At 59.4% G+C, this 22,685-nt stretch carries 16 protein-coding genes and 1 pseudogene; 14 read left to right on the forward strand and 3 right to left on the reverse strand.

What is annotated here, in order from left to right:
* Positions 1-99: 99 nt before the first annotated feature.
* Positions 100-810, reverse strand: a complete 711-nt coding sequence (locus AC0L7L_RS21540) for an IS6 family transposase (protein ID WP_272214355.1) — start codon at positions 808-810, stop codon at positions 100-102.
* Between the two features lie 191 nt (positions 811-1,001).
* Positions 1,002-2,216, reverse strand: a complete 1,215-nt coding sequence (locus AC0L7L_RS21545; RefSeq protein WP_272214354.1) for an ROK family transcriptional regulator — start codon at positions 2,214-2,216, stop codon at positions 1,002-1,004.
* Positions 2,217-2,491: 275 nt separating this feature from the next.
* On the opposite strand from AC0L7L_RS21545, the gene AC0L7L_RS21550 reads away from it, so the two are divergent.
* The 10 genes and pseudogenes from AC0L7L_RS21550 to AC0L7L_RS21595 all read left to right on the forward strand — a co-directional run bounded on the left by AC0L7L_RS21550 (position 2,492) and on the right by AC0L7L_RS21595 (position 12,616).
* On the forward strand, positions 2,492-3,526 hold the full coding sequence (locus tag AC0L7L_RS21550) for a sugar ABC transporter substrate-binding protein (RefSeq protein WP_272214353.1): 1,035 nt from the start codon (positions 2,492-2,494) through the stop codon (positions 3,524-3,526).
* Between the two features lie 117 nt (positions 3,527-3,643).
* Positions 3,644-4,717 carry an ABC transporter permease gene (locus AC0L7L_RS21555; RefSeq protein ID WP_272214352.1) on the forward strand — a complete coding sequence of 358 codons (1,074 nt, stop codon included), beginning with the start codon at positions 3,644-3,646 and terminating at the stop codon, positions 4,715-4,717.
* Complete coding sequence (locus AC0L7L_RS21560; RefSeq protein WP_473514209.1) at positions 4,714-5,493, forward strand: ATP-binding cassette domain-containing protein; 780 nt, start codon at positions 4,714-4,716, stop codon at positions 5,491-5,493. The genes AC0L7L_RS21555 and AC0L7L_RS21560 overlap by 4 nt, the downstream gene beginning before the upstream one ends.
* Before the next feature lie 219 nt (positions 5,494-5,712).
* Positions 5,713-6,702, forward strand: a complete 990-nt coding sequence (locus tag AC0L7L_RS21565; RefSeq protein WP_473514210.1) for a LacI family DNA-binding transcriptional regulator — start codon at positions 5,713-5,715, stop codon at positions 6,700-6,702.
* A 201-nt stretch (positions 6,703-6,903) separates the two neighbouring features.
* Positions 6,904-8,175, forward strand: coding sequence for an ABC transporter substrate-binding protein (locus AC0L7L_RS21570; RefSeq protein WP_272214348.1), 1,272 nt, complete (start codon positions 6,904-6,906; stop codon positions 8,173-8,175).
* Positions 8,176-8,258: 83 nt separating this feature from the next.
* Positions 8,259-9,146, forward strand: coding sequence for a carbohydrate ABC transporter permease (locus AC0L7L_RS21575; RefSeq protein ID WP_473514211.1), 888 nt, complete (start codon positions 8,259-8,261; stop codon positions 9,144-9,146).
* Positions 9,147-9,148: 2 nt separating this feature from the next.
* Positions 9,149-10,000 (forward strand): carbohydrate ABC transporter permease, encoded by an 852-nt coding sequence (locus AC0L7L_RS21580; RefSeq protein WP_473514212.1) that lies wholly within the window; start codon positions 9,149-9,151, stop codon positions 9,998-10,000.
* Between the two features lie 5 nt (positions 10,001-10,005).
* Entirely contained in the window at positions 10,006-11,355 is a 1,350-nt protein-coding gene (locus AC0L7L_RS21585) for a glycoside hydrolase family 32 protein (protein ID WP_272214681.1), read from the forward strand.
* Positions 11,356-11,408: 53 nt separating this feature from the next.
* Positions 11,409-12,397 (forward strand): annotated as a pseudogene (locus AC0L7L_RS21590) (ABC transporter ATP-binding protein).
* Positions 12,398-12,448: 51 nt separating this feature from the next.
* Positions 12,449-12,616 (forward strand): hypothetical protein, encoded by a 168-nt coding sequence (locus AC0L7L_RS21595; protein ID WP_473514279.1) that lies wholly within the window; start codon positions 12,449-12,451, stop codon positions 12,614-12,616.
* A gap of 427 nt (positions 12,617-13,043) precedes the next feature.
* On the opposite strand, the gene AC0L7L_RS21600 is transcribed toward AC0L7L_RS21595, so the two are convergent.
* A complete protein-coding gene (locus AC0L7L_RS21600; protein ID WP_272214680.1) occupies positions 13,044-13,745 on the reverse strand; it encodes a cyclic nucleotide-binding domain-containing protein in 702 nt (233 codons plus the stop codon).
* Positions 13,746-13,987: 242 nt separating this feature from the next.
* Between AC0L7L_RS21600 and AC0L7L_RS21605 the strand changes: the two genes are divergently transcribed.
* The 4 genes from AC0L7L_RS21605 to narJ are packed head-to-tail and all read left to right on the forward strand — an operon-like array spanning position 13,988 to position 22,676.
* Positions 13,988-16,663, forward strand: a complete 2,676-nt coding sequence (locus AC0L7L_RS21605; RefSeq protein ID WP_272214679.1) for a nitrate/nitrite transporter — start codon at positions 13,988-13,990, stop codon at positions 16,661-16,663.
* A gap of 24 nt (positions 16,664-16,687) precedes the next feature.
* Positions 16,688-20,431, forward strand: coding sequence for a nitrate reductase subunit alpha (locus tag AC0L7L_RS21610; RefSeq protein WP_272214678.1), 3,744 nt, complete (start codon positions 16,688-16,690; stop codon positions 20,429-20,431).
* Positions 20,428-21,966, forward strand: coding sequence for a nitrate reductase subunit beta (narH, locus tag AC0L7L_RS21615; protein WP_473514213.1), 1,539 nt, complete (start codon positions 20,428-20,430; stop codon positions 21,964-21,966). Before AC0L7L_RS21610 ends, narH begins: the two co-directional genes overlap by 4 nt.
* Positions 21,966-22,676, forward strand: coding sequence for a nitrate reductase molybdenum cofactor assembly chaperone (narJ, locus tag AC0L7L_RS21620; RefSeq protein WP_272214677.1), 711 nt, complete (start codon positions 21,966-21,968; stop codon positions 22,674-22,676). The genes narH and narJ overlap by 1 nt, the downstream gene beginning before the upstream one ends.
* Positions 22,677-22,685 lie beyond the last annotated feature (9 nt).

Below are 22,685 nucleotides of genomic sequence, written 5' to 3' on the forward strand. Positions count from 1 at the left end.
AATGCCGCAGAGGCGGGGCCGCGTGCCTTCATCATGATGTCAGGGCTGTATTGCCAAGTTGTTTGTGATTGGTTGCAAGGCGGCGCGGCTGCTGTTTTTTCAAGCAGTCATTTCTGCAGTGTAATCGGACCACAGGCAGAAGGCATCTGTCCTGGCGTGTCGCCAGGAGCGGGCTGGGAGGTTGTTCCGACGGGGACGAAAGATGGTATTTATCTGATCGTGGGCTGACAGGAAGCGCTGTGCTTGGCGGGGCGATTTGAACCGCCCCATGATCTTCTCTCGCTTCCTGGTCTGGCGGTGTGCGTTTTCAATTCTGTTGTTCAGGCTCTTGTGGCCCCGATGATCAGCATCCGGGGCCAGATTTTGTATCGGCTTGATGTAGCCGCGCAGCTTGTCCGTTACGACGACACGCGGTTCACCGAATGGCTTGACCAGGTGAGAGGAAAAGCGCTTTGCGGCCTTGGTGTCGCGGCGAGCTTGAACCAGAATATCGAGTACGTCACCATCGGCGTCAATGGCCCGCCATAGCCAGAATTTCTTTCCGCTGATCGTGATGACGGCCTCATCCATATGCCACTTATCGTTTGGCTTGGGCCGGTCTTTGCGAATGCAATCGGCAAAATGTCGGCCAAAGCGCTTGAGCCAGAAGCGAGCCGTTTTCCTGCTCACGATAACACCGCGTTCAGCAAGAAGGTCTTCCACATCGGCCGTGCTCAGAGCAAACCGATGATAGGCCCAGACGGCGTAGGCGACAACTTCACGCGGAAAACGAAACCCCGTCAAACGAGGGAAAGTGCTCGGTAAAGTCATGCCGCCTCGTTAGACGAAACACCGGGGTCAAACAACTTGGCAATACCGACAGCGGGCCTTCAATGGCCCGTGCACGAAGTGGCAACCGACGTGCAGAACAAGCAGGCTGGTGCAGGCCTTTCGACAGCATCATTGCAGGATCGCCTTTTGCCGGAGTCGCGAATGTCGGCGTGTACCGCGGACGGCACTGTCTATCCGGCAACCAGAACCGCATTGAGATCGACGAGGTAGCGGTCGGAAAGAGGAAGGCTGGCGGCGCCAAGCGAACGGCCGTTCGGTCCGATCGTGCCTTCGAGAACCTTGGGTTTCTCGATGCCGGGGGCATCGGTCTGATTGAGGATTGCTGCCGTTCTCGCGACGATCTCGGCCCGCACGTTGCCCGGCAGCCAGCCATCGATCAACACCGCCGCGACATCGACGACACAGCAGGCTGCGACAATGGCAACGGCAAGGCTCCGGCAGGTTTCGTCCAGCCAGGGTTCCAGTATGCTTTCGTCCAACACCCAGTCATCCGGCGGCCCCCACAGGCTTTCGCTGGATTGTCCGGCATTCTTCAGGGCCCTCTCCAGCAAGAAGAGCGAAGACATGTCGGCCAGTTGACGATACGAGCCATCCGCCTGCGCAATCGGCAGGGAGCCAAGGGCCGCCGCATTGCCGGAACGGCCGGTGTAAAGCCGGTTGTCGAGCACCAGACCGCCGCCGATGAAATAGCCGATGAAGAAATGCAGGAAGTCCTGCGGGCGCTGGCCCTTGCCGAAGGCCAGTTCCGCGCCACAGGCTGCCGAGGCGTCATTCTGCAGGTATACCGGCAGCCCGAGACTGGCCTCCAGTTCGGTACGGATATCGCGGACGCGCCACTCATCCATTTGTTCTGCCGGGGCGCCTGCAATGCGTGCCCAATCCCAGATGCGGAAAGGTATGGCAATGCCGAGACCGGCCAGACGCTCCTGCGGAAGCGAAGCCCGCATTCCGGCAATCGCCGGCAGGGCGAAATCCAGCATATCGTCGAGACGCGGATAGTCATAGACGAGATGGGCGCTGTCCAGAACATCGCCGATAAAATTGAGAAGAACGATATCGGCCGAGCGGCGGCCGATCTTGAGGCCGAAGAAAAAGGCGCCGCCAGGGGCCAGCCCCATCGGCACGGACGGTTGGCCGATCCTGCCGCGCACCGGCTCTCCGCGCCTCAAAAGGCCTTCCTGCTCCAGAGAGCGTACGATCACGGCGCTTGTCTGGATCGAAAGTCCGGTCATGCGCGCGATCTCCGCCTTGGCCAGAGGGCCGTTCCGGCGGATCGTGGAAAGCACCAGCCGCTCATTGTGGGCGCGCACACCTGACTGGTTCGATCCTCTTGATGTCGAGAGGTTTTTGAACCCCTGACCTTCATCAAAGGAATGCGTCGTCACGTTTCAAGCTCCATCTTCCGCCCTTGCACATCGTGCTTTTCAAATAGAACGATTCGTAGATTCAAGACCTTAGAGCGTCCTTCGTGCGACCGAACGGACGCGGCGATCTAGGTGCAACATATCCTGCGGATTGTAAATTGGCCATAATAAATAAATCGGAGTGATTTAATATCTTGACAAAAGGCATCCCCATCGTGCTTCCTATGGTCATCGCGGCGCTTGCCGCAGTTCATGCAGGCTTGGGAGAGCCTGCTGGTCAAGGGAGGAGAAATTTCATGACATTCGACAAACTCAATGCGCGCGCCCTTTATTGTGCAACGGCACTTGGCGTGGCCGCACTGGCCGGAAACACGCAGGCCGCCGACACCTCAGCCTGCCTGATCACCAAGACCGATACCAACCCGTTCTTCGTCAAGATGAAGGAAGGTGCTGTCGCCAAGGCAAAGGAACTCGGCATCGAGCTGAAGACCTTTGCGGGCAAGATTGACGGCGATCACGAAACCCAGGTTCAGGCTGTCGAAACCTGCATCGCCGATGGCGCCAAGGGCATCCTGATCACGCCATCAGACAGTTCAGCGATCGTTCCCTCGGTCGAGCAGGCCCGCAATGCCGGCATCCTCGTCATTGCGCTCGATACCTCGCTGGAGCCGATCGACGCAGCCGACGCGACCTTCGCCACCGACAATTTCAGGGCCGGTGAACTGATTGGCGCCTGGGCCGCCGCAAGGCTCGGCGACGAGGCCGCCAATGCGAAGATCGCCATGCTCGACCTCGGCGTTAGCCAGCCTTCGGTTGATGTCATGCGCGACCAGGGTTTCCTGCAGGGCTTCGGCATTGATCTGGGCGACCCCAACCGCTGGGGAGACGAAACCGATCCGCGCATCGTCGGCAATGATGTGACGGCCGGCAATGAAGAGGGTGGACAACGCGCCATGGAAAACCTGCTTGCCAAGGATCCGATGATCAACGTCGTCTACACGATCAACGAGCCGGCCGCGGCCGGTGCCTATCAGGCGCTGAAATCCATCGGCCGTGAAAACGACGTCATGATCGTCTCGGTCGATGGTGGCTGCCCCGGTGTTCAGAACGTTGCCGATGGCATCATCGGCGCCACATCTCAGCAATATCCGCTGCTGATGGCCTCGAAAGGCATTGAGGCAATCGCTGAGTTCGCCGCCGACGGATCGAAGCCGATGCTGACCGAAGGCAAGAACTTTTTCGATACCGGTGTTGCCCTGGTGACCGATCATCCGGTTGACGGCGTGGAGTCGATCTCCGCCGCAGAGGGCATGAAGCTCTGCTGGGGCTGATGCCTGTTGTTCTGCCCCCTTCGGAGAGGCCGTGACCCGGCCTCCCTTTTTCGAAAGCCAGGCTGACGGAGCGGATCGATCGATTGCCTTGCCTGGAGACATTCGGGAGTGAGAAACATGCAGGAACCGACGGCACGGCGGGATGACTATGAATCCGGGCTGACGCAAAGCCCCACCAACGTCGCTGAATTCGAGCAGGAGCCGGAGTGGCTGATCGACAAGCTCCAGCATGCCCTGCACAAGACCCCGGCACTGGTGCCGCTTATCGTGCTTCTATTGTCGATCGCGGGTTTCGGTATATTGCTGGGGTCGAAATTCTTCTCACCCTTCGCGCTGACACTGATCCTGCAGCAAGTCCAGATTATCGGTATTGTCGCGGCCGCGCAAAGTCTTGTCATCCTGACAGCGGGCATAGATCTCTCCGTTGGCGCGATCATGGTTTTGAGCTCCGTGATCATGGGACAGTTCACGTTCCGCTACGGTCTTCCACCCTCCGCGGCCATTGTCTGCGGGCTTGCCTGCGGCGCGGCGGTTGGCTTCATCAACGGGTTCCTGGTTGCGCGCGTCAAACTGCCGCCCTTCATCGTCACGCTCGGCATGTGGCAGATCGCGCTGGCGACGAATTTTCTCTATTCGGCCAATGAAACCATACGCGCCCAGGATATCGAGGCTGAGGCGCCGCTGCTGCAGTTCTTCGGCAACAAGATTTCAGTGGGTGGTGCAATCTTCACCTATGGTGTGATCTTCATGATCGTGCTGGTGATGGTTCTTGCCTATGTCCTGCGCCAGACGGCCTGGGGCCGCCATGTCTATGCTGTCGGCGACGATCCCGAAGCCGCGGAGCTTGCCGGCGTCAATGTCAGGCGCACGCTGATCTCGGTCTATGTGCTGTCCGGCCTCATCTGCGCCTTTGCCGGCTGGGCCCTGATCGGGCGGATCGGCTCGGTCTCGCCGACATCGGGCCAGCTGAGCAATATCGAATCCATCACCGCCGTGGTGATCGGCGGCATCTCGCTCTTCGGCGGGCGCGGCTCGGTGCTCGGCACACTGTTCGGCGCGCTGATTGTCGGCGTTTTCACGCTGGGCCTCAGGCTGATGGGCGCGGATGCCCAATGGACCTACCTGTTGATCGGCCTGCTGATCATCGCCGCCGTTGCTCTCGATCAGTGGATCAGAAAGGTATCGCTATGACCGAACCGCTTTTGAAGGCTCGCAATCTCGTCAAGCGTTATGGCAAGGTGACGGCGCTCGATCACTGCGATTTCGACCTCATGCCGGGCGAAATCCTGGCGGTGATCGGCGATAATGGCGCCGGCAAGTCGACGCTGATCAAGGCCATATCCGGCGCGGTACTGCCGGATTCAGGCGAAATCCACATGGATGGTAGGCGCCTTAACTTCACCGCGCCCAACGATGCTCGCGAGTCCGGTATCGAGACAGTCTACCAGACGCTTGCCATGTCGCCGGCGCTGTCGATCGCCGACAATATGTTCATGGGACGCGAATTGCGCAAACCCGGCATCATGGGCAAGGTGTTCCGCCAGCTCGACCGGCCGGCGATGGAGCGGATCGCTCGCGAAAAGCTGAACGATCTTGGCTTGATGACTATCCAGAACATCAATCAGGCGGTGGAAACCCTTTCGGGCGGGCAGCGACAGGGGGTTGCGGTGGCGCGGGCGGCAGCCTTTGGCTCCAGGGTGATCATTCTCGACGAGCCGACGGCCGCGCTCGGGGTCAAGGAATCGCGCCGGGTGCTGGAGCTGATCCTCGATGTCAGATCGCGCGGCATTCCGATCATCCTGATCTCGCACAACATGCCGCATGTCTTCGAGGTGGCCGATCGCATCCATGTCCATCGCCTCGGCCGGCGGCTCTGCGTCATCGACCCGAAGGATCACACCATGTCGGACGCTGTTGCCTTCATGACCGGCGCTAGGGAGCCGACGGAACTGGAACCCGCGTCCTGACCTGACGGGGTTGTCAAGCAAAACGGCTCAGCATCGGCGTCGAGATACTGCCGCGTCAGTCAAGACTGTTCCGCAGACACCTAAAAGACGATAGAAAGGTCGCCCCGAAGCGTTTCGAATGCGTTATTTTGGTGAAGTTACGAGTTTACGATCGTAGTTTCGCACTGGTATTTTCGCTGGTCGCTTCACTCCTGTCGCGTTGTGTGAAAAATTGCGGCCATGAAAACACAACGCGATATTGCCAAAGCTGCCGGTGTCTCGCTCAAGACCGTATCTCGGGTGCTGAACGATGACCCGCTGGTCAGACCCGAGACACGTGCGCGTGTCGAAAAGGTCTTCCGGCAGATGGGGTATCAGCCGAGCGTCGCCGCCAAGCTCATGCGGGCCAAGAAAAGCGGCATCATCGGCTTTGTCGCCGACGGCGTGGCCATGTCGAATTCCTCGATTGACCTTATCCGGGGCGCGCAGGATGTTGCCTGGTCGCTCGGCAAGCAAATGATGCTCTTCAACATCCTTCCCGGAAAGGATGACGGCGCCCATGCGGAAGCTCAGCTTGCCCAGTTCAGGGCCGAAGCCGTCATCTATGCGACCATCTATCACCGGGAGCTTGCAATGCCGCCCAAGGCGGAACGCAGCATTCTGCTCAACTGTTTCAGCTCCAGACCCGACGTCCCGACCGTTCTTCCCGATGATTACGGTCTGGCACGCCTGTTGATGAGAGAGGTCTTCGCCAAGGGATACAAACGCCCCTATTTCTTCAATCTTTCCGAGGAGATCTGCGCGGCTGGCTTGCGCCGGAAGGGCTACATCGACGAGGGGCAGGCGCACGGCCTCGACCTATCGCATCGCGTCCGCCCGGCCGTGGTCTTCCGTGATGGCGAGCATCGGTTTATCGTTGAAGACCTTCTGAAGCAGATTCTTGAGGCGGGTGAGCGGCCCGACATTATCGTTTGCGGACAGGACATTCTCGCGATGCAACTCTATTTCGCGATTGCTGATGCGGGTTTTAGTGTCGGGCAGGATATCGGCGTCGCCAGTTTCGACAATCAGGCCCCCATCGCCGAGATGCTGAGACCGAAACTCTCGACGATGCAGCTCCCCTATTATGAAATGGGTCGTACCGCGATGGAGATCGCATGCGACATGCAGCCACCGCACCCGATGGTCCGACTTGTCAGCGGACGCTTTATCAACCGAAACTCTTTCTGACTTCAATGCATGGATCGACACGCGCTGAAGGACGTCTTGGCGCGAACTCAAAATGACAACGTGAGACATTTTTGAATTGACAACGTGAGACATTTGCGTCACGACAATCCATGTTGGGCGCGATATTGGGCGCGATCAAGCTCGATTGCGTCGAAACGGAGGCCGCAGCGGGCCCGCATCAACCATACTGGGAGGACTGAAATGAAATTGAAAACTCTATTCCTGATCGGAACGGCTGTCGTGAGCTTCTCGGCCACGGCACGGGCGGAAAGCCTCACGGTTTGGGTCATCAACGGCGATTCCGAGAAGCCGTATTTCGCGCAACTTGAGGAAAAGTACAATGCCTCGCAAAGCGAAAACACGGTCGATGTCGTGCCGATCCCGGGTTACACTCAGGCCATTCAGGCCGCGACGCTTTCGGGCGACCTGCCGGACGTAATGCTGGTGGACGGCCCGAACATGGCCAGCCTCGTCTGGACCGGCACGCTGCAGCCGATCGATGATCTTCTCGATCCCGAAATTAAGAAGGATCTTTTGCCGGGCATTCTGGCACAGGGAACATACGGTCCCGATGGCAAGCTTTACCAGGTTGGCCCCTATGACAGTTCCGAGGTCCTATGGGGCAACAGGAAGCTCCTGGAAGAGGCCGGTATCGAAATCCCGACCTCCGTCGACGATGCGTGGACGGCCGATCAACTTGAGGACGTGCTTGCAAAGTTGAAGGCGCTGCCCGCCGTCGAATGGCCGCTCGACATGAAGCTGAGCGACGGCGTCGGCGAGTGGCTGACCTATGGCTGGCTGCCCTTCCTGGAATCAAACGGCGGCGACGTCATCGACCGCGAGACCTGGGTGGCCGACGGAACGATGAATTCCGACGCGAATGTCGCGATCATGGAGCGCCTTTCCGACTGGGTCAACAAGGGCTATATCGTGCCGGCGTCGGCAGGCGACAACAAATTCTATGGCGAGAAGACAGCGGCGCTCGCATGGGTTGGCAACTGGATGTGGTCGACGCATGAAAAAGGGCTGGGCGATGACCTCGTATTGATACCGCCGCCCTCTTTCGGTGACAAAGGCCCCGTTAGTTCGAATGGCGGATTTGGCTGGGCGGTTCCCGCTTCGTCAACCAAGCTCAATGCCATTTCAAGCTTCCTGAATTTCTCCATGTCGCGCGAACAGGTCGGCCTTTATGCCGATATCACCGGCTACATCCCCGCACGCTCTTCCGCCGTGTCGTTTTCGAAGCTCTATTCGTCCGAAGGTAAGGGCGCGCTCTTCGTGGACGTTGCCAATTGCTGCACGATGGTCCGGCCGGTGCACCCGGCTTACCCTGTCATTACGTCAGCCTTCGCCAACGCGGTCGATCACATCATGACCGGCAAGGCCGACGTGCGTGACGAACTCGATAACGCCGCCGAAACGATCGACGAAGATATCGAGGACAATGCTGGCTATCCTCCCTTTGGCCGTTAAACCCTGACTGGTTTGCGTGGGCGGCGCCTGCAGGCGCCGCCAGACAGGTTTACAACGCGGTATACCTGCGTGGAGTATCGTTCATGAACATTCGGAAAAAGTCGCGGCTGCAGCAATATGCGATGCTGTCACCCGCAATATTGGCGCTCGGCCTGCTTTTCGCACTGCCCTTTGCGCTCTCATTCTGGTTTTCATTCACGGATCAGCACCTGGTTCCACGACCGATTCCGACGCGGTTCATCGGTCTTCGCAATTATGAGCGGATCTTGACCGACGACGACTTCTGGCAGGCGGTGACGAACACCATCCTGTTTTCGTGTCTGGTGGTTCCGCTGCAGCTTGTCGTTTCGCTTGGCACCGCGCTGATCCTAAATGCAAAAATTCCGTTCCGCTCGGCCTTCCGCGCGATTGCCATTCTGCCGCTTTTGCTTCCCATGACGGTGGTTGTCGCCATCTGGGCAGTCATCTACCGCATCCCGAACGGAGCGCTCAACGCAGTCTATCAGTTGGTCGCCGGTCCCGGCGCCTATATCGACTGGCTCGGCAGCTCCTCGACGGCCATGGTCTCGGTCGTGGTCCTGTCTGCCTGGGCAACCTTTCCCTATCAGATGCTGATCTATCTGGCGGGTCTTCAGGACATCTCGCCCGAGCTTTACGAGGCAGCAAGGGTTGATGGCGCAACCCCCTGGCAGCGGTTTCGCAATGTCACCTGGCCGGGCCTGCGCAATGTCAACATCTTCCTCCTGATCATCACCACGATCGGCGCCCTGAAGCTTTTCACCCAGGTGTCGATTCTCACACGTGGCGGTCCCAACGGCGCGACGACGACCATCATCTACTATCTCTACAAGGAGGGCTTCGCCAGCCAGAAGATTGGCTACGCCTCCGCCGTTGCCGTCATCTTCTTCCTTGCCGTCACTGCGCTTACTCTTCTGCAGCGCCGGCTCTTCAAGAATGAATCGGAGGTCTAGCGGTGGCCAGATCACAAGCCGGTATGTCGCCGCCCCGCCTGACGATCGTTTTCGCCATCATCATGGCGCTCGGCGTTCTTTTGCCGCTGATGATGGCGCTGACCATCAGCCTCAATCCAGACGAGGAGGCGATCGTCATCGAGATGGGGTCATGGCGCAGCTTCATTCCCCATGTCTTCTCGTTGCACAACTACATCGAAGTCTGGACGGACCCGGTCAATCCGTTCCTGCGCTATCTCTTCAACACGGTATTCATCACCGCAACGACGCTGGTCATTTCGGTGATCTTCAATTCCATGGCCGCATTCGTGCTGGCGCAGGGAACGGTCGCCGGCCGCAAGATGCTACTCGGTCTCATCCTCGCCATCCTGGTTGTCCCGGCGGAAAGCCTCGTCCTGCCGCAGCTGATGATGGCAAGCTGGGCCGGGATCATCGACAGCTACGAGGTGCAGATCCTGCCCGGCGTCGCCAATGCGATGTCCATCTTTCTGTTCTACCAGTTCTTCACCCGCATTCCGAAAGAGCTGATGGAGGCCGCTCGCGTCGACGGTTTCAGCTTCTACCAGACCTACCGTCACCTCGCCCTGCCACTTTCCAAGCCGGTGATCTCCGCGGTTGCGATCCTGCAGTTCCTGGAAATCTGGAACAGCTATCTGTGGCCGATCATGGTGACGCGGGGGCCGGAATTCAGGCCGCTTTCGGTCGCCATGTCCGCCTATTTCGACAGCAACAAGGCCTATTGGGGCAACATCATGGCCTTCGCTGTCTCCATGGCCATTCCGGTCATTCTCCTCTTCCTCGTTCTTCAGCGGCAATTCGTTGAAAGCGTCACCAGTTCCGGCGTCAAAGGTTAACGTCCATGACTAAATGCTCTCACCGTCCGAACCTTCATCTTTCACCCTCTGTCGGCTGGCTCAACGATCCAAATGGCCTGATCTGCCATGAGGGCCAGTGGCATGCATTCTATCAGCACGACCCACACCAAACCGGTCATGGCACCATGCACTGGGGGCATGCCGTCAGCGACGACCTCGTGCATTGGCAGCATCAACCGGTCGCGCTTTATCCGGATAAATTGGGCGCCTGCTGGTCGGGCTCCGCCATTGCGACGCCGGAAGGCGAGGTCAAGCTCTTCTATACGGCCCACCGCAAGGCGCCGGACGGGCGCGATGACGAGAACCAGTGCCTGGTCAATGTCGATCAGACGTTCACCGTTTTTGAAAGAGACGATGGAAATCCGGTTTTGACCAATAACGGAGAGACTGTATTTCGTGATCCCAAGGTTGTCTGGCACGCACAAAGCGGGCGCTGGATCATGGTGTTGACGACAGGCCAGGCCGTCTCCTTCTACTGTTCGTCCGACCTCCATGACTGGAGGTTTGAGAGCAGTTTCGGGCTTGGGCAGGGCCATCATGACGAAGCGCCGTGGGAATGCCCCGACCTGGTCGAGATCGAGATTGAAGACGGCGGAACGGCATGGGTTCTCATTGTCGGCATCGCCCATGGTTCCTACTCCGGCGGTTCCGGCACACAATACTTCATCGGTGACTTCGACGGTCACACCTTCACCAACGCCAATCCGCCCGAGACCGTATTCTGGATGGATTTCGGCCGGGACTTCTATGCAGCCCAGACCTTCTTCAATTCCGGGAAGCGCCCCGTGTCAGTAGCCTGGGCCAGCAACTGGCGTTATGCGCTTTTGACGCCGACGCTGGATTACCGTCATGCGTTCAGCCTACCCCGCTCGCTTTCACTTCGGCGCACGGCCCACGGCCTTCGTCTGTCGCAGACAGTGCCGGATATGGTTCGAACGGCATTTCCCGTGGCCGAACGGCAGCCTTCTGGCCCGGCGGCGGGCACCTATCGCCTGCGCTTCGAGGAAGCGGAAACGGCAGGCGAATGGTCGCTTTATCTTTTCGGTGAAGATGTCCCGCAGCTGGAGCTGCGCCGTCAGGACGGCCAGCCGGCCCTTCACGTTCACCGCGATGAGAAATGGGCGAGTGAGATCGCACCGCTGTTTGCCAGCACCTTCTCGGTCTGCCTGCCCGAAGAGGTTTTCGATCTCGAGATCTATGTCGACCGGGGGCTTGTGGAGCTGTCGGCGTGCAATGGCCTTGTGTGGATTACCATGCAGCACTTTCCCGAAAACCCCGAAGGCGAGGTTCGGCTGGTCCGCAGAACGGTTGAGGTCCTGGCCGTGGCCGAATGAGCCGCTGACCATTCAGAGAGATTTAACGGCAAAAATGCTTGGGAGAGATTCATATGGCGGATGTTCAGCTTACTAATGTCCAGAAGGCGTTCGGTTCGGTCGAGGTTATCCCCGACCTGTCGCTTTCCATTCCCGATGGTTCGTTCACGGTGCTGGTGGGGCCGTCCGGCTGCGGCAAGTCGACCCTGTTGCGGATGATCGCGGGACTGGAGGAAGTGTCCGGCGGGACGATCCGGATCGGGGGGCGGATGTGACCGGGCTCGAGCCGTCCGAGCGCGGCATCGCCATGGTCTTCCAGTCCTACGCGCTCTATCCGCATATGACGGTGGCCGACAATATCGGCTTCGGTCTGAAACTGGCAAAGATGCCGGTAGCCGAGCGCGAAGCGCGGGTGCGCGAGGCGGCAGAGATATTGCAGCTCAGCGAACTCATGGATCGCAAACCCAAGGCGCTTTCTGGCGGCCAGCGGCAGCGTGTGGCGATCGGCCGGGCAATCGTGCGCAAGCCGAAAGTCTTTCTGTTCGACGAACCGCTTTCCAATCTCGATGCCGCGTTGCGCGGTCAGATGCGCGTCGAACTTGCGGAACTGCACGAAAAACTGGGGGCGACGATGGTTTACGTCACCCACGATCAGGTGGAGGCGATGACGATGGCGGACCAGATCGTTGTCCTGTCGCGCGGCAATATCGAGCAGGTCGGCGCCCCGATGGACCTCTATAACAACCCCCGGACCACTTTCGTGGCCGGTTTTATCGGATCGCCGAAAATGAATCTGTTCAAGGGTGCCGACGTCGGCATGGTCGATATCGGCTATTACGGTGTTCGCCCGGAACATCTGGCAATCGTCGCACCGGACCGAGGCCGCTGGCACGGCACGGTGCGGCATATCGAAAAACTGGGTGCGGAAACCATCGCGCATATCCAGGTCGATGGCGCCGGCCTGTTTGTGGCGCGAACGGAAGGCGAGCTCGACGCCCACCCCGGAACGGAAGTGGGGCTCACGCCATGGCCTAACAAGGAACATTTCTTTCCTGCGGCATGACACAATCGGGATGGCTGGCGATATGTGAGAGGCACAAAACATGATTCTGTGTTGGGTGAAGCGCTGATTGATTTTTTCCCGGACACGCATGTTTCCGGCCGGCCCTGCTTTACGGCCTATCCGGGCGGAGCCGTGTTCAATACGGCTGTCGCCCTGCCGACGACACTGGCCTTTGTCCAACTTCTCAATGGCAACGCCACCTATGCATTCTGTCTCTGAGCTGACTATGCTACCGAAATGAGGCCATAATCGTCGCCCTCGCGCACTTTCAAAATCTCGCTTCAGCAACTTGGCAATGCCCGCCAAACAACAAGAAATCAGCAATGTCCATTCACATCCATCGGCTCAAAGCCATGGCTGAGTGAAAAGCCGTGATCCAAATGGCGGTATGAAACCACCCGAAATATCACTCTTTTGCCTCATCGAACTAGTGTGACATCATCCCTCCGGTAATCAGACGACTGAAGCAAAGATCGGCGTCCGTGTTCTTAACCGGATAACTGAGCTTGGTCGTCCAGAATTCAGGCGCGTTGTATGAAAAATCCAAAGGGTTGACTTATCTCGTCCGGGGGCTGATCGCATTGCAACAATGCCCCTCTGACCGGCGGGGCAAGTTGAGGTAGGCTGTTCGGTTGTAGCAACAGAATCAAGTTTTTGGATTGTCGATCAGCGGTGTCGGTTTAGCAAGTGTTTCCAAAGATTTGCTGTCGGAAAGCAGGATTGTCGTTCCGTTGACCTTAACGCCGTAAGGTTTCAGCGTATTGAAGGCGCGCGAGAGGTTTTCCGGCGTCATGCCGAGAAGTGAGGCCAGCGTTCTCTTGTCATAGGGCAGCTCGAAGGCGCCGGTGCCTGTGCCGAATTCATGATCATACCGAAGGAGTGTGTTCGCCAGCCGTTCGACGGAACTGCGCAGCTTGAGACCCTTGTGCTCCTTGATGACATAGCGATAGCTACCAGCCATCTCCAGCACCATTGCCCTTGCGAAGGCGTCATCGAGCTCGAAGATCGATCGGACGTTTTCCGAAGGGATCAGCAATATTTTCGAACGCGCCCGTGTGCGCGCCGACATCAGATAGACCGCGTCCTTCAAGACTGCGGCGAGTATGAAGGCGCTGACCGGATGAACCATCGCCATCGTCGCTTCGCGACGATTGGCGTTGGCATAAAGCTCGACGCAGCCCTCGATCACGACATAGAGAAAGTCCGCCGGATCACCCTCGTGCACGAGGTCAAGCTGTGGTGGAAAGGTCTGCAGATAGGCCGCCTGCATCAGCGCCTCGAAATTCTCCTCGCCCATGCTGTTGAACAGGCCGAGCGCCCGCACCTGGGGCAAATCGGATGACCGCATCTCTATGCCTTGATTTTTTTCGTGTTCTTAATTGATAAATTTAGCAGCATCAACCGGCATCCGCAACCGCTCGATTTGACGATGATTTCAGCGCGAGAAGGCAATTTCACGCCCAATTCTTGTTTGTCTCGCGTCACCCGTCAAGCTTGACTTAGGTCAACTTCGCGGGGCTGCAAAACCTTCTAGCTCTCAGGCACAATTTCCAATGAGCGGGCTTCCGCTCGAGCCTTGGGGGGCATTTTATGTCTGCAGTTGACGGTATTCCGCGAAGCGATCAGCGCCGCGCGCTCGGTCTCAGCACGGTGGCCTTTACGGTCTGCTTCGCGGTCTGGACGATCTTCGCCATCATCGGGGTCGAGATCAAAGGTGAACTCGGCCTTTCCGAAACCCAGTTCGGTATTCTGGTGGCAACGCCGGTGCTGACCGGCTCGCTGACCCGACTGATGCTCGGAATCTGGACCGAGCAATATGGCGGGCGGCTGGTGTTCCCGCTACAGATGCTGCTGGCTGCTGCGGCAACGTGGCTCCTGACCAGCGCTTCGACCTATCCGCTCTTTCTTTTGGCGGCCCTTGGCGTCGGTCTTGCCGGCGGTTCCTTTGCCGTTGGCGTCACCTATGTCTCGCACTGGTATCCGCCGGAAAAGCAGGGCACCGCACTCGGTATTTTCGGGGCGGGCAATGTCGGCGCGGCGATCACCAAATTCTGCGCGCCCTTCGTCATGGTTGCCTTCGGCTGGCAGGCGGTCGCCAATGTCTGGGCCTTTGCGCTTGCCGCCATCGCCGTCATTTTCTTCGTGTTCTCGAAACATGATCCGGTGTTTGAAGCCAGGCGCCGTTCCGGCGCGAAGGCCGGTTCGGTCGCGGCCCAGCTCGCGCCGCTGAAGAACCTGCAGGTCTGGCGCTTCTCGCTCTATTATTTCTTCGTCTTCGGCGCCTTCGTCGCGCTGGCGCTGTGGCTGCCGCATTACCTCGTTGATGTTTACGGCGTCGATATCCGCACCGCAGGCATGGCCGCGGCGGCGTTCTCGCTGTCGGCCAGCCTGTTCCGCGCCTATGGCGGGCATCTGGCCGACCGGTTCGGCGCGCGCTCGGTGATGTACTGGACTTTCGGTTTTGCGCTGCTTCTGCTGTTCATGTTGTCCTACCCGCCGACGAGCTACACGATCCATGCCAAGGGCGGCGACATCATCTTCACGACCGCCATGAGCTTTGGCGCCTTTGTGCTGATGATCTTCTGTCTCGGTTTCTTCATGAGCCTCGGCAAGGCGGCGGTCTACAAGCATATTCCGGTCTATTATCCCGACAATGTCGGTTCGGTCGGGGGCCTTGTCGGCATGATCGGTGGGCTCGGTGGCTTCGTCCTGCCGATCGTGTTCGGCACGCTGCTGGATCTGACAGGCGTCTATACCACCTGCTTCGCCTTCCTGTTCCTGCTGGTGCTCGTCGCCCTCACATGGATGCATCTTTCCATCCGTCAGATGGAGCGCCGCAACCGGGTGGACGACGTAGCGCTGCCGGAACTGCCGGAATTCGAGGGCATGACGCCGAAGACGTCGGCGGCGACGCTCACCGAATGGAATCCAGAGGACAAAATCTTCTGGGAACAGACCGGGCGGAAGATCGCCAAACGCAATCTCTGGATTTCCATCCCGGCGCTGCTTCTGGCCTTTTCGGTCTGGATGGTCTGGTCGGTCGTCGTTGCACGGCTTCCCGCGATCGGATTTGATTTCACCGACGCCCAGCTCTTCTGGCTGGCGGCACTTCCGGGTCTTTCCGGCGCCACACTCAGGATCTTCTATTCCTTCATGGTGCCGATCTTTGGCGGCAGGCTCTGGACCACGCTTTCCACCGCCTCGCTGCTGCTGCCGGCCATGGGCATCGGCTATGCCGTGCAGAACCCGGAAACACCCTATCTGATCTTTCTCGTTCTGGCGCTTCTGTGCGGTCTTGGCGGCGGCAATTTCGCCTCGTCGATGGCCAATATCAGCTTCTTTTTCCCCAAGGCCGAAAAGGGCAATGCACTGGCCTTGAATGCCGGGCTTGGCAATCTCGGGGTCTCGGTCATGCAGTTCCTGGTGCCAGTCGTCATCACCATGGGCGTTTTCGGCGCACTTGGCGGCGAACCGCAGGCGCTGACCGATGGCGGAAAGCTGTGGCTGCAGAATGCCGGCTTCGTCTGGGTGCCGTTCATCATCGTCGCCACCATCGCCGCCTATGTCGGCATGAACGACATAGCCTCGGCCAAGGCTTCCTTTGCCGATCAGGCGGTGATCTTCTCGCGGTTCCACAACTGGATCATGTGCATCCTCTATACCGGCACATTCGGCTCGTTCATCGGCTATTCGGCGGGTTTCCCGCTGTTGATGAAAACCCAGTTCCCCGAGGTCAATGCGCTTTCCTATGCCTTCCTCGGCCCGCTGGTCGGTGCGCTGAGCCGGGCGGGCACCGGGTGGATTTCCGACCGCTTCGGCGGCGGGCGTGTCACCTTCTGGACGTTCGTCGGCATGTTTGTAGCCGTGGTCGGCGTGCTGCAATTCCTGCCGCATGGCGGGGTGGGTGGCAATTTCTGGGCCTTCTTCGCCTGCTTCATGGCGCTGTTCTTCCTCACCGGCGTCGGCAACGCATCAACCTTCCAGATGATCCCGGCAATCATGCGCCGCGAAGTGCCGCGCCTGATGCCGGAACTGGATGCCGGCACCCTGCAGAAGCAGACCGACCGCGAGAGCGCCGCCATCATCGCGTTTACCTCGGCGATCGCCGCCTATGGCGCATTCTTCATCCCCAAATCCTACGGCACCTCGATCTCGATGACCGGCGGACCGGATATGGCGCTGTGGGGCTTCGGCATCTTCTACGTGCTCTGCGCCGTGCTGACCTTCTTGTTCTACACCCGCCGCAACGCCCCGGTGCCCTGCTAATCGCCCGAAACAAAGGAACGGATCATGTCTCTTCTCCTCGACCGCCTCAACTTTCTGGCGCGCAAGAATGTTGACACCTTCTCCGATGGTCACGGCGTGACCACGAATGAAAACCGCGACTGGGAGGATGCCTATCGCAAGCGCTGGCAGCACGACAAGATCGTGCGCTCCACCCATGGCGTGAACTGCACGGGCTCCTGCTCATGGAAGATCTACGTCAAGGGCGGGATCGTCACCTGGGAAACCCAGCAGACCGATTACCCGCGCACCCGCCCCGACATGCCCAATCACGAACCGCGCGGCTGTTCGCGCGGAGCCAGCTACAGCTGGTACATGTATTCGGCCAATCGGGTGAAATACCCGCTGATCCGGGCGCGGCTCCTGAAGCTCTGGCGCAAGGAGCGTGCGGACAAAAGCCCGGTTGCAGCCTGGAGAGCCATTCAGGACAGCCCTGAAAAGCGGGCCGACTATATAAAGGTGCGCGGCCTTGGCGGTTTCGTGCGCGCCACCTGGGACGAGGTCAACGAGCTCATCGCGGCGGCCAACGCCTACACTGCGAAGAGGTGGGGGCCCGACCGCGTCATCGGATTTTCGCCGATCCCGGCGATGTCGATGGTCTCTTACGCGGCCGGGTCCCGCTACCTGTCGCTGCTCGGCGGCACCTGCATGTCGTTTTACGACTGGTATTGCGATCTGCCGCCGGCCTCGCCGATGACCTGGGGCGAGCAGACCGACGTGCCGGAATCGGCCGACTGGTACAATGCCGGCTTCCTGATGCTCTGGGGCTCCAACGTGCCGCAGACCCGCACGCCGGATGCGCATTTTTATACGGAGGTACGCTACAAGGGCACGAAGTCGGTCGTCGTGTCGCCGGACTATTCGGAAGCCGCGAAATTCTCCGACCTCTGGCTGCACCCCAAGCAAGGAACCGATGCCGCGCTTGCCATGGCGCTCGGCCATGTGATCCTGCGCGAATATCACCTCGACCGGAAGGTCGGCTATTTCGACGATTACTGTCGCCGCTATACCGACATGCCGATGCTGGTGCGGCTGGTGAAAAAGGATGGCCGCTACGTGCCTGAGCGCTTCATCCGCGCTTCGGAGTTTGAAGGTGGTCTGGGCGAAACCAACAATGGCGAATGGAAGACGGTCGGTTTCGACGCAAAGACCGGCGCTGCTGTCGCCCCGCGCGGTTCGGCGGGCTATCGTTGGGGTGAAAAGGGCAAGTGGAACCTTGAGCAGAAAGACGGCTCGGGCGCTGACGTCGATCTGACCATGAGCCTTGCGGAACACCATGACGGCGTCGAAGACGTTGCCTTTCCCTATTTCGGCAGCCGCCAGCACGACTATTTCGAAGGCACCGATCACGACAGCGTCCTGATGCGCAAGGTGCCGGTCCGCCGTGTCGCGCTTGCGGATGGCGAGGCAGTGGTCACCACGGTCTTCGATCTTTTCGTCGCCAATTACGGCCTCGACCGTGGCTTCGGCGGCGACAACGTCGCAAGCTCGTTTGACGATGGAACGCCTTATACGCCGGCATGGGCGGAAAAGATCACCGGCGTTCCGCGCGAGCAGATCATCGCGACCGCTCGCGCCTTTGCGGGTAATGCGGAAAAGACCAATGGCCGCTCCATGGTCATTCTCGGGGCCGGACTGAACCACTGGTACCACATGGACATGAACTATCGCGGCATCATCAACATGCTGGTGATGTGCGGTTGTATCGGCCAGTCGGGCGGTGGCTGGAGCCATTATGTCGGTCAGGAGAAGCTGCGGCCACAAACCGGCTGGCTGCCGCTTGCCTTCGGGCTCGACTGGCAGCGTCCGCCGCGCCAGATGAATTCGACCTCGTTCTTTTACGCCCATACCGACCAGTGGCGCTACGAAACGGTCAAGGTTGATGAGCTTTTGTCGCCGACCGCGCCGGAAGGCCCGTGGGACGCGACGCTGATCGACTACAATATCCGCGCCGAGCGGATGGGCTGGCTGCCGTCTGCCCCGCAATTGCGTACCAATCCACTCAAAGTGGCGCGCGCGGCTGAAGCATCCGGCAAAACGCCTGTGGATTATATCGCCGATGCGCTGAAATCCGGCACGCTTTCCATGTCCTGCGACGATCCGGATGCGGAGGAGAACTGGCCACGCAACATGTTCGTGTGGCGGTCGAACCTGCTGGGGTCTTCGGGCAAGGGGCACGAATATTTCCTCAAGCACCTGCTCGGCACGTCGCATGGCCTGATGGGCAAGGACCTCGGTGAAGAGGGCCGTCTGGAGGTCAAGGACGTCGTCTGGCATAACGAGGCGCCGGAAGGAAAGCTTGATCTGCTGGTCACGCTCGATTTCCGCATGTCCACGACCTGCGTCTATTCCGACATCGTGCTGCCGACGGCGACATGGTACGAGAAGAACGACCTCAATACCTCGGATATGCACCCCTTCATCCATCCGCTGACCAGTGCTGCCGATCCGGCCTGGCAGTCACGCTCGGACTGGGAGATTTTCAAGGGGATCGCCAAGAGGTTTTCCGAAGTCGCGCCGGAAGTGCTTGGCGTTGAAAAGGATATCGTGCTGGTGCCGACCCTGCACGACACCCCCGGCGAACTGGCCCAGCCTTTCGACGTCAAGGACTGGAAAAACGGCGAGATCGATCCGGTGCCCGGCAAGACCATGCCAAACGTTGCGGTTGTCGAGCGGGACTACCCCAATCTCTACCGCAAGTTCACCTCTGTTGGTCCACTGCTGGAAAAGCTCGGCAATGGCGGCAAGGGCATTTCATGGAACACCGACCATGAGGTGGAACTGCTTGGCAGGTTGAATGGCACGGTAACGGAAGAGGGGGCCTCCAAAGGTCGCCCGAAGATCGACACCGATATCGACGCATCCGAGGTTATTCTTATGCTCGCGCCCGAAACCAACGGCGAGGTCGCGGTCAAGGCCTGGGACGCGCTTTCGGTGATCACCGGGCGCGATCATAGCCATCTGGCTTTGCCGAAAGAGGATGAGAAAATCCGTTTCCGGGATATCGTCGCCCAGCCGCGAAAGATCATTTCCTCGCCAACATGGTCGGGGTTGGAATCGGAAAAGGTCTGCTACAACGCCTGCTACACCAATGTCCACGAACTGATCCCGTGGCGCACACTCTCCGGGCGTCAGCAGCTTTATCAGGACCATCTGTGGATGCGGGCCTTCGGTGAGGGGTTCTGCGTCTACCGCCCACCGATCGACACCGGCACGGTGACGCCGGCAATAGAGGCGCGCCTCGACGGCCAGCCGCATCTGGTGCTGAACTTCATCACGCCACACCAGAAATGGGGCATTCACTCCACCTATACCGATAACCTTTTGATGCTGACGCTCAATCGCGGCGGACCTGTGGTGTGGATATCGGAGCCCGATGCCGCCCGCGCCGGTATCGTCGATAATGACTGGGTCGAGGTCTACAACGCCAATGGCGCGCTCGTCGCCCGCGCGGTCGTTTCCCAACGCATGAAGGACGGCACGATCTTCATGTACCACGCGCAGGAAAAGATCGTGAACACGCCCGGTTCGCCGCTGACCGGCCAGCGCGGCGGCATTCATAACTCCGTCACCCGCGTGATTCCCAAACCGACCCACATGATCGGCGGCTACGCCCATCAATCCTACGGCTTCAACTATTACGGAACCGTCGGGTCCAACCGCGATGAATTCGTCGTCGTCCGCAAGCTCGAAAGTGTCGACTGGATGGACGAGACCCCAAGCCTTGCTGGAAAGGAGGCCGCAGAATGAAGGTCCGCGCGCAAATCGGCATGGTGCTCAACCTCGATAAATGCATCGGGTGCCACACCTGCTCCGTCACCTGCAAGAACGTCTGGACGAACCGTGAGGGCGTGGAATACGCCTGGTTCAACAATGTCGAGACCAAACCGGGGATCGGCTTTCCCAAGGAGTGGGAAAACCAGAAAAAGTGGAATGGCGGCTGGGTCCGCAAGAAAAACGGCAAGATCGAGCCGAAGATGGGCGCCAAATGGCGTATCCTCGCCAAGATATTCGCCAATCCGGATCTGCCGGAAATCGACGACTATTACGAGCCGTTCGACTTTGACTATGGCCATCTCCAGTCAGCCGGTGAAAGCAAGACCATGCCCACGGCACGGCCGCGCTCGAAGCTGACCGGCGAGCGCATGGAGAAGATCGAATGGGGGCCGAACTGGGAGGAAATCCTGGGCGGCGAATTCGAGAAGCGCTCGAAGGACGTGAATTTCGAAGGGGTCGAAAAGGAAATCTACGGCCAGTTCGAAAACACCTTCATGATGTATCTGCCGCGCCTGTGCGAGCACTGTCTGAACCCCACTTGTGTCGCCGCCTGTCCGTCCGGCGCGATCTACAAGCGCGAGGATGACGGCATCGTCCTGATCGACCAGGAGAAGTGCCGGGGCTGGCGCATGTGCGTCTCCGGCTGCCCCTACAAGAAGATCTATTACAACTGGAATTCCGGAAAATCGGAAAAGTGCATCTTCTGCTACCCGCGCATCGAGGCCGGTCAGCCGACGGTCTGCTCGGAAACCTGCGTCGGGCGTATCCGCTATCTCGGCGTCATTCTCTACGACGCCGACCGGATTTCGGAAGCCGCCTCGACGGCAAACGAGCAGGATCTTTACGAGGAGCAGCTCAAGGTTTTTCTCGATCCGAACGATCCGGCTGTCATCGAGCAGGCCCGCAAGGACGGCATTCCCGAGGATTGGCTGAAAGCGGCGAGAAAATCCCCGGTCTACAAGATGGCGATCGACTGGAAGGTCGCATTTCCGCTGCATCCGGAATACCGCACCCTGCCTATGGTCTGGTATGTGCCGCCGCTCTCGCCGGTGCAGTCGGCCGCCGAAGCCGGCAAGCTCGGTCTCGATGGCGATATGCCGGACGTCAAATCGCTGCGCATTCCGGTACGCTACCTCGCCAACCTTTTGACGGCGGGCAAGGAAGAACCGGTGGTGACCGCGCTGGAACGCATGCTCGCCATGCGCGCCTATATGCGCGCCAAAACCGTCGACGGCGTGGATGACGATGCGATTGCCGAACGCGTTGGCCTGACAGGTCAGATGATCGAAGACATGTATCACATAATGGCGATTGCCAATTACGAGGACCGCTTCGTGATCCCGACAACGCACCGCGAGATTTCCGAGGATGCCTATGACGTGCGCGGCTCCTGTGGCTTCTCGTTCGGCAATGGCTGTTCGGGCGGCTCATCTGAAACCGAACTGTTCGGTGCCGGACGCCGCAAAGTAGTGCAAACGCCCACCGATATCTTCAAGGAGCAGGTCTGATGAACACCGCCCTGAAAATAACCTCCCTGCTTCTGTCCTATCCTGAGCGGGAATTGCTGGAGGATTTGCCGGAGCTGAAGGCGGCGCTGGCATCCTCTGCCGTGCCCGAAGCTGCCGCCGTGGTTCTGGGGCGGCTGATAGGCGACCTGACAGGCCGTGACCTCTATGAGGTTCAGGAGCGCTATGTCTATCTCTTCGACCGCACCCGTTCGCTGTCGCTGCACCTGTTCGAACATGTCCACGGCGAAAGCCGCGATCGCGGCCAGGCCATGGTCGACCTGATGGCGCTTTATGAGGCGGGCGGCTTTGAGGTCGATGCGAAGGAGCTGCCGGACTATCTGCCGCTGTTTCTGGAATTTCTGTCAACGCGCCCCAAGGCCGAGGTGGATGAACTGCTTGGCCAGACGGCGCACATCACCGAGGCCATCGGGGAGCGCCTGAAGAAACGGGATTCTGTCTACGCCTCGGCCTTCGCCGCGCTCTCCTTGCTGTCATCGGCTGAAGCCGATCAGAAGCTTCTGAAGGAGTTGATGGCCGCGCCGGAGGATAATCCCGACGACCTGAAGGCACTCGACCGCATATGGGAAGAAGAAGCCGTCACCTTCGGCGGCAATGCCGGTGAAGGCGATTGTGGGCCGGACAGGCTCAGAACACGCATGCGCGCGGCAGAGCGCGAACCCGGCGATGTCGCCGGTCCCCTTTCGAATTAGGAGGCAGCC

The organism is Martelella sp. K41-7, from assembly GCF_055808365.1.

Excerpts from the sequence above, each read along its gene's own strand:
- AC0L7L_RS21600 (WP_272214680.1), bottom strand. The coding sequence starts at position 13,745 with ATGCGGTCATCCGATTTGCCCCAGGTGCGGGCGCTCGGCCTGTTCAAC.
- AC0L7L_RS21575 (WP_473514211.1), top strand. The coding sequence starts at position 8,259 with ATGAACATTCGGAAAAAGTCGCGGCTGCAGCAATATGCGATGCTGTCA.
- AC0L7L_RS21560 (WP_473514209.1), top strand. The coding sequence starts at position 4,714 with ATGACCGAACCGCTTTTGAAGGCTCGCAATCTCGTCAAGCGTTATGGC.
- AC0L7L_RS21585 (WP_272214681.1), top strand. The coding sequence starts at position 10,006 with ATGACTAAATGCTCTCACCGTCCGAACCTTCATCTTTCACCCTCTGTC.
- AC0L7L_RS21540 (WP_272214355.1), bottom strand. The coding sequence starts at position 810 with ATGACTTTACCGAGCACTTTCCCTCGTTTGACGGGGTTTCGTTTTCCG.
- AC0L7L_RS21570 (WP_272214348.1), top strand. The coding sequence starts at position 6,904 with ATGAAATTGAAAACTCTATTCCTGATCGGAACGGCTGTCGTGAGCTTC.
- AC0L7L_RS21605 (WP_272214679.1), top strand. The coding sequence starts at position 13,988 with ATGTCTGCAGTTGACGGTATTCCGCGAAGCGATCAGCGCCGCGCGCTC.
- AC0L7L_RS21565 (WP_473514210.1), top strand. The coding sequence starts at position 5,713 with ATGAAAACACAACGCGATATTGCCAAAGCTGCCGGTGTCTCGCTCAAG.
- AC0L7L_RS21610 (WP_272214678.1), top strand. The coding sequence starts at position 16,688 with ATGTCTCTTCTCCTCGACCGCCTCAACTTTCTGGCGCGCAAGAATGTT.
- AC0L7L_RS21555 (WP_272214352.1), top strand. The coding sequence starts at position 3,644 with ATGCAGGAACCGACGGCACGGCGGGATGACTATGAATCCGGGCTGACG.
- AC0L7L_RS21550 (WP_272214353.1), top strand. The coding sequence starts at position 2,492 with ATGACATTCGACAAACTCAATGCGCGCGCCCTTTATTGTGCAACGGCA.
- narJ (WP_272214677.1), top strand. The coding sequence starts at position 21,966 with ATGAACACCGCCCTGAAAATAACCTCCCTGCTTCTGTCCTATCCTGAG.
- narH (WP_473514213.1), top strand. The coding sequence starts at position 20,428 with ATGAAGGTCCGCGCGCAAATCGGCATGGTGCTCAACCTCGATAAATGC.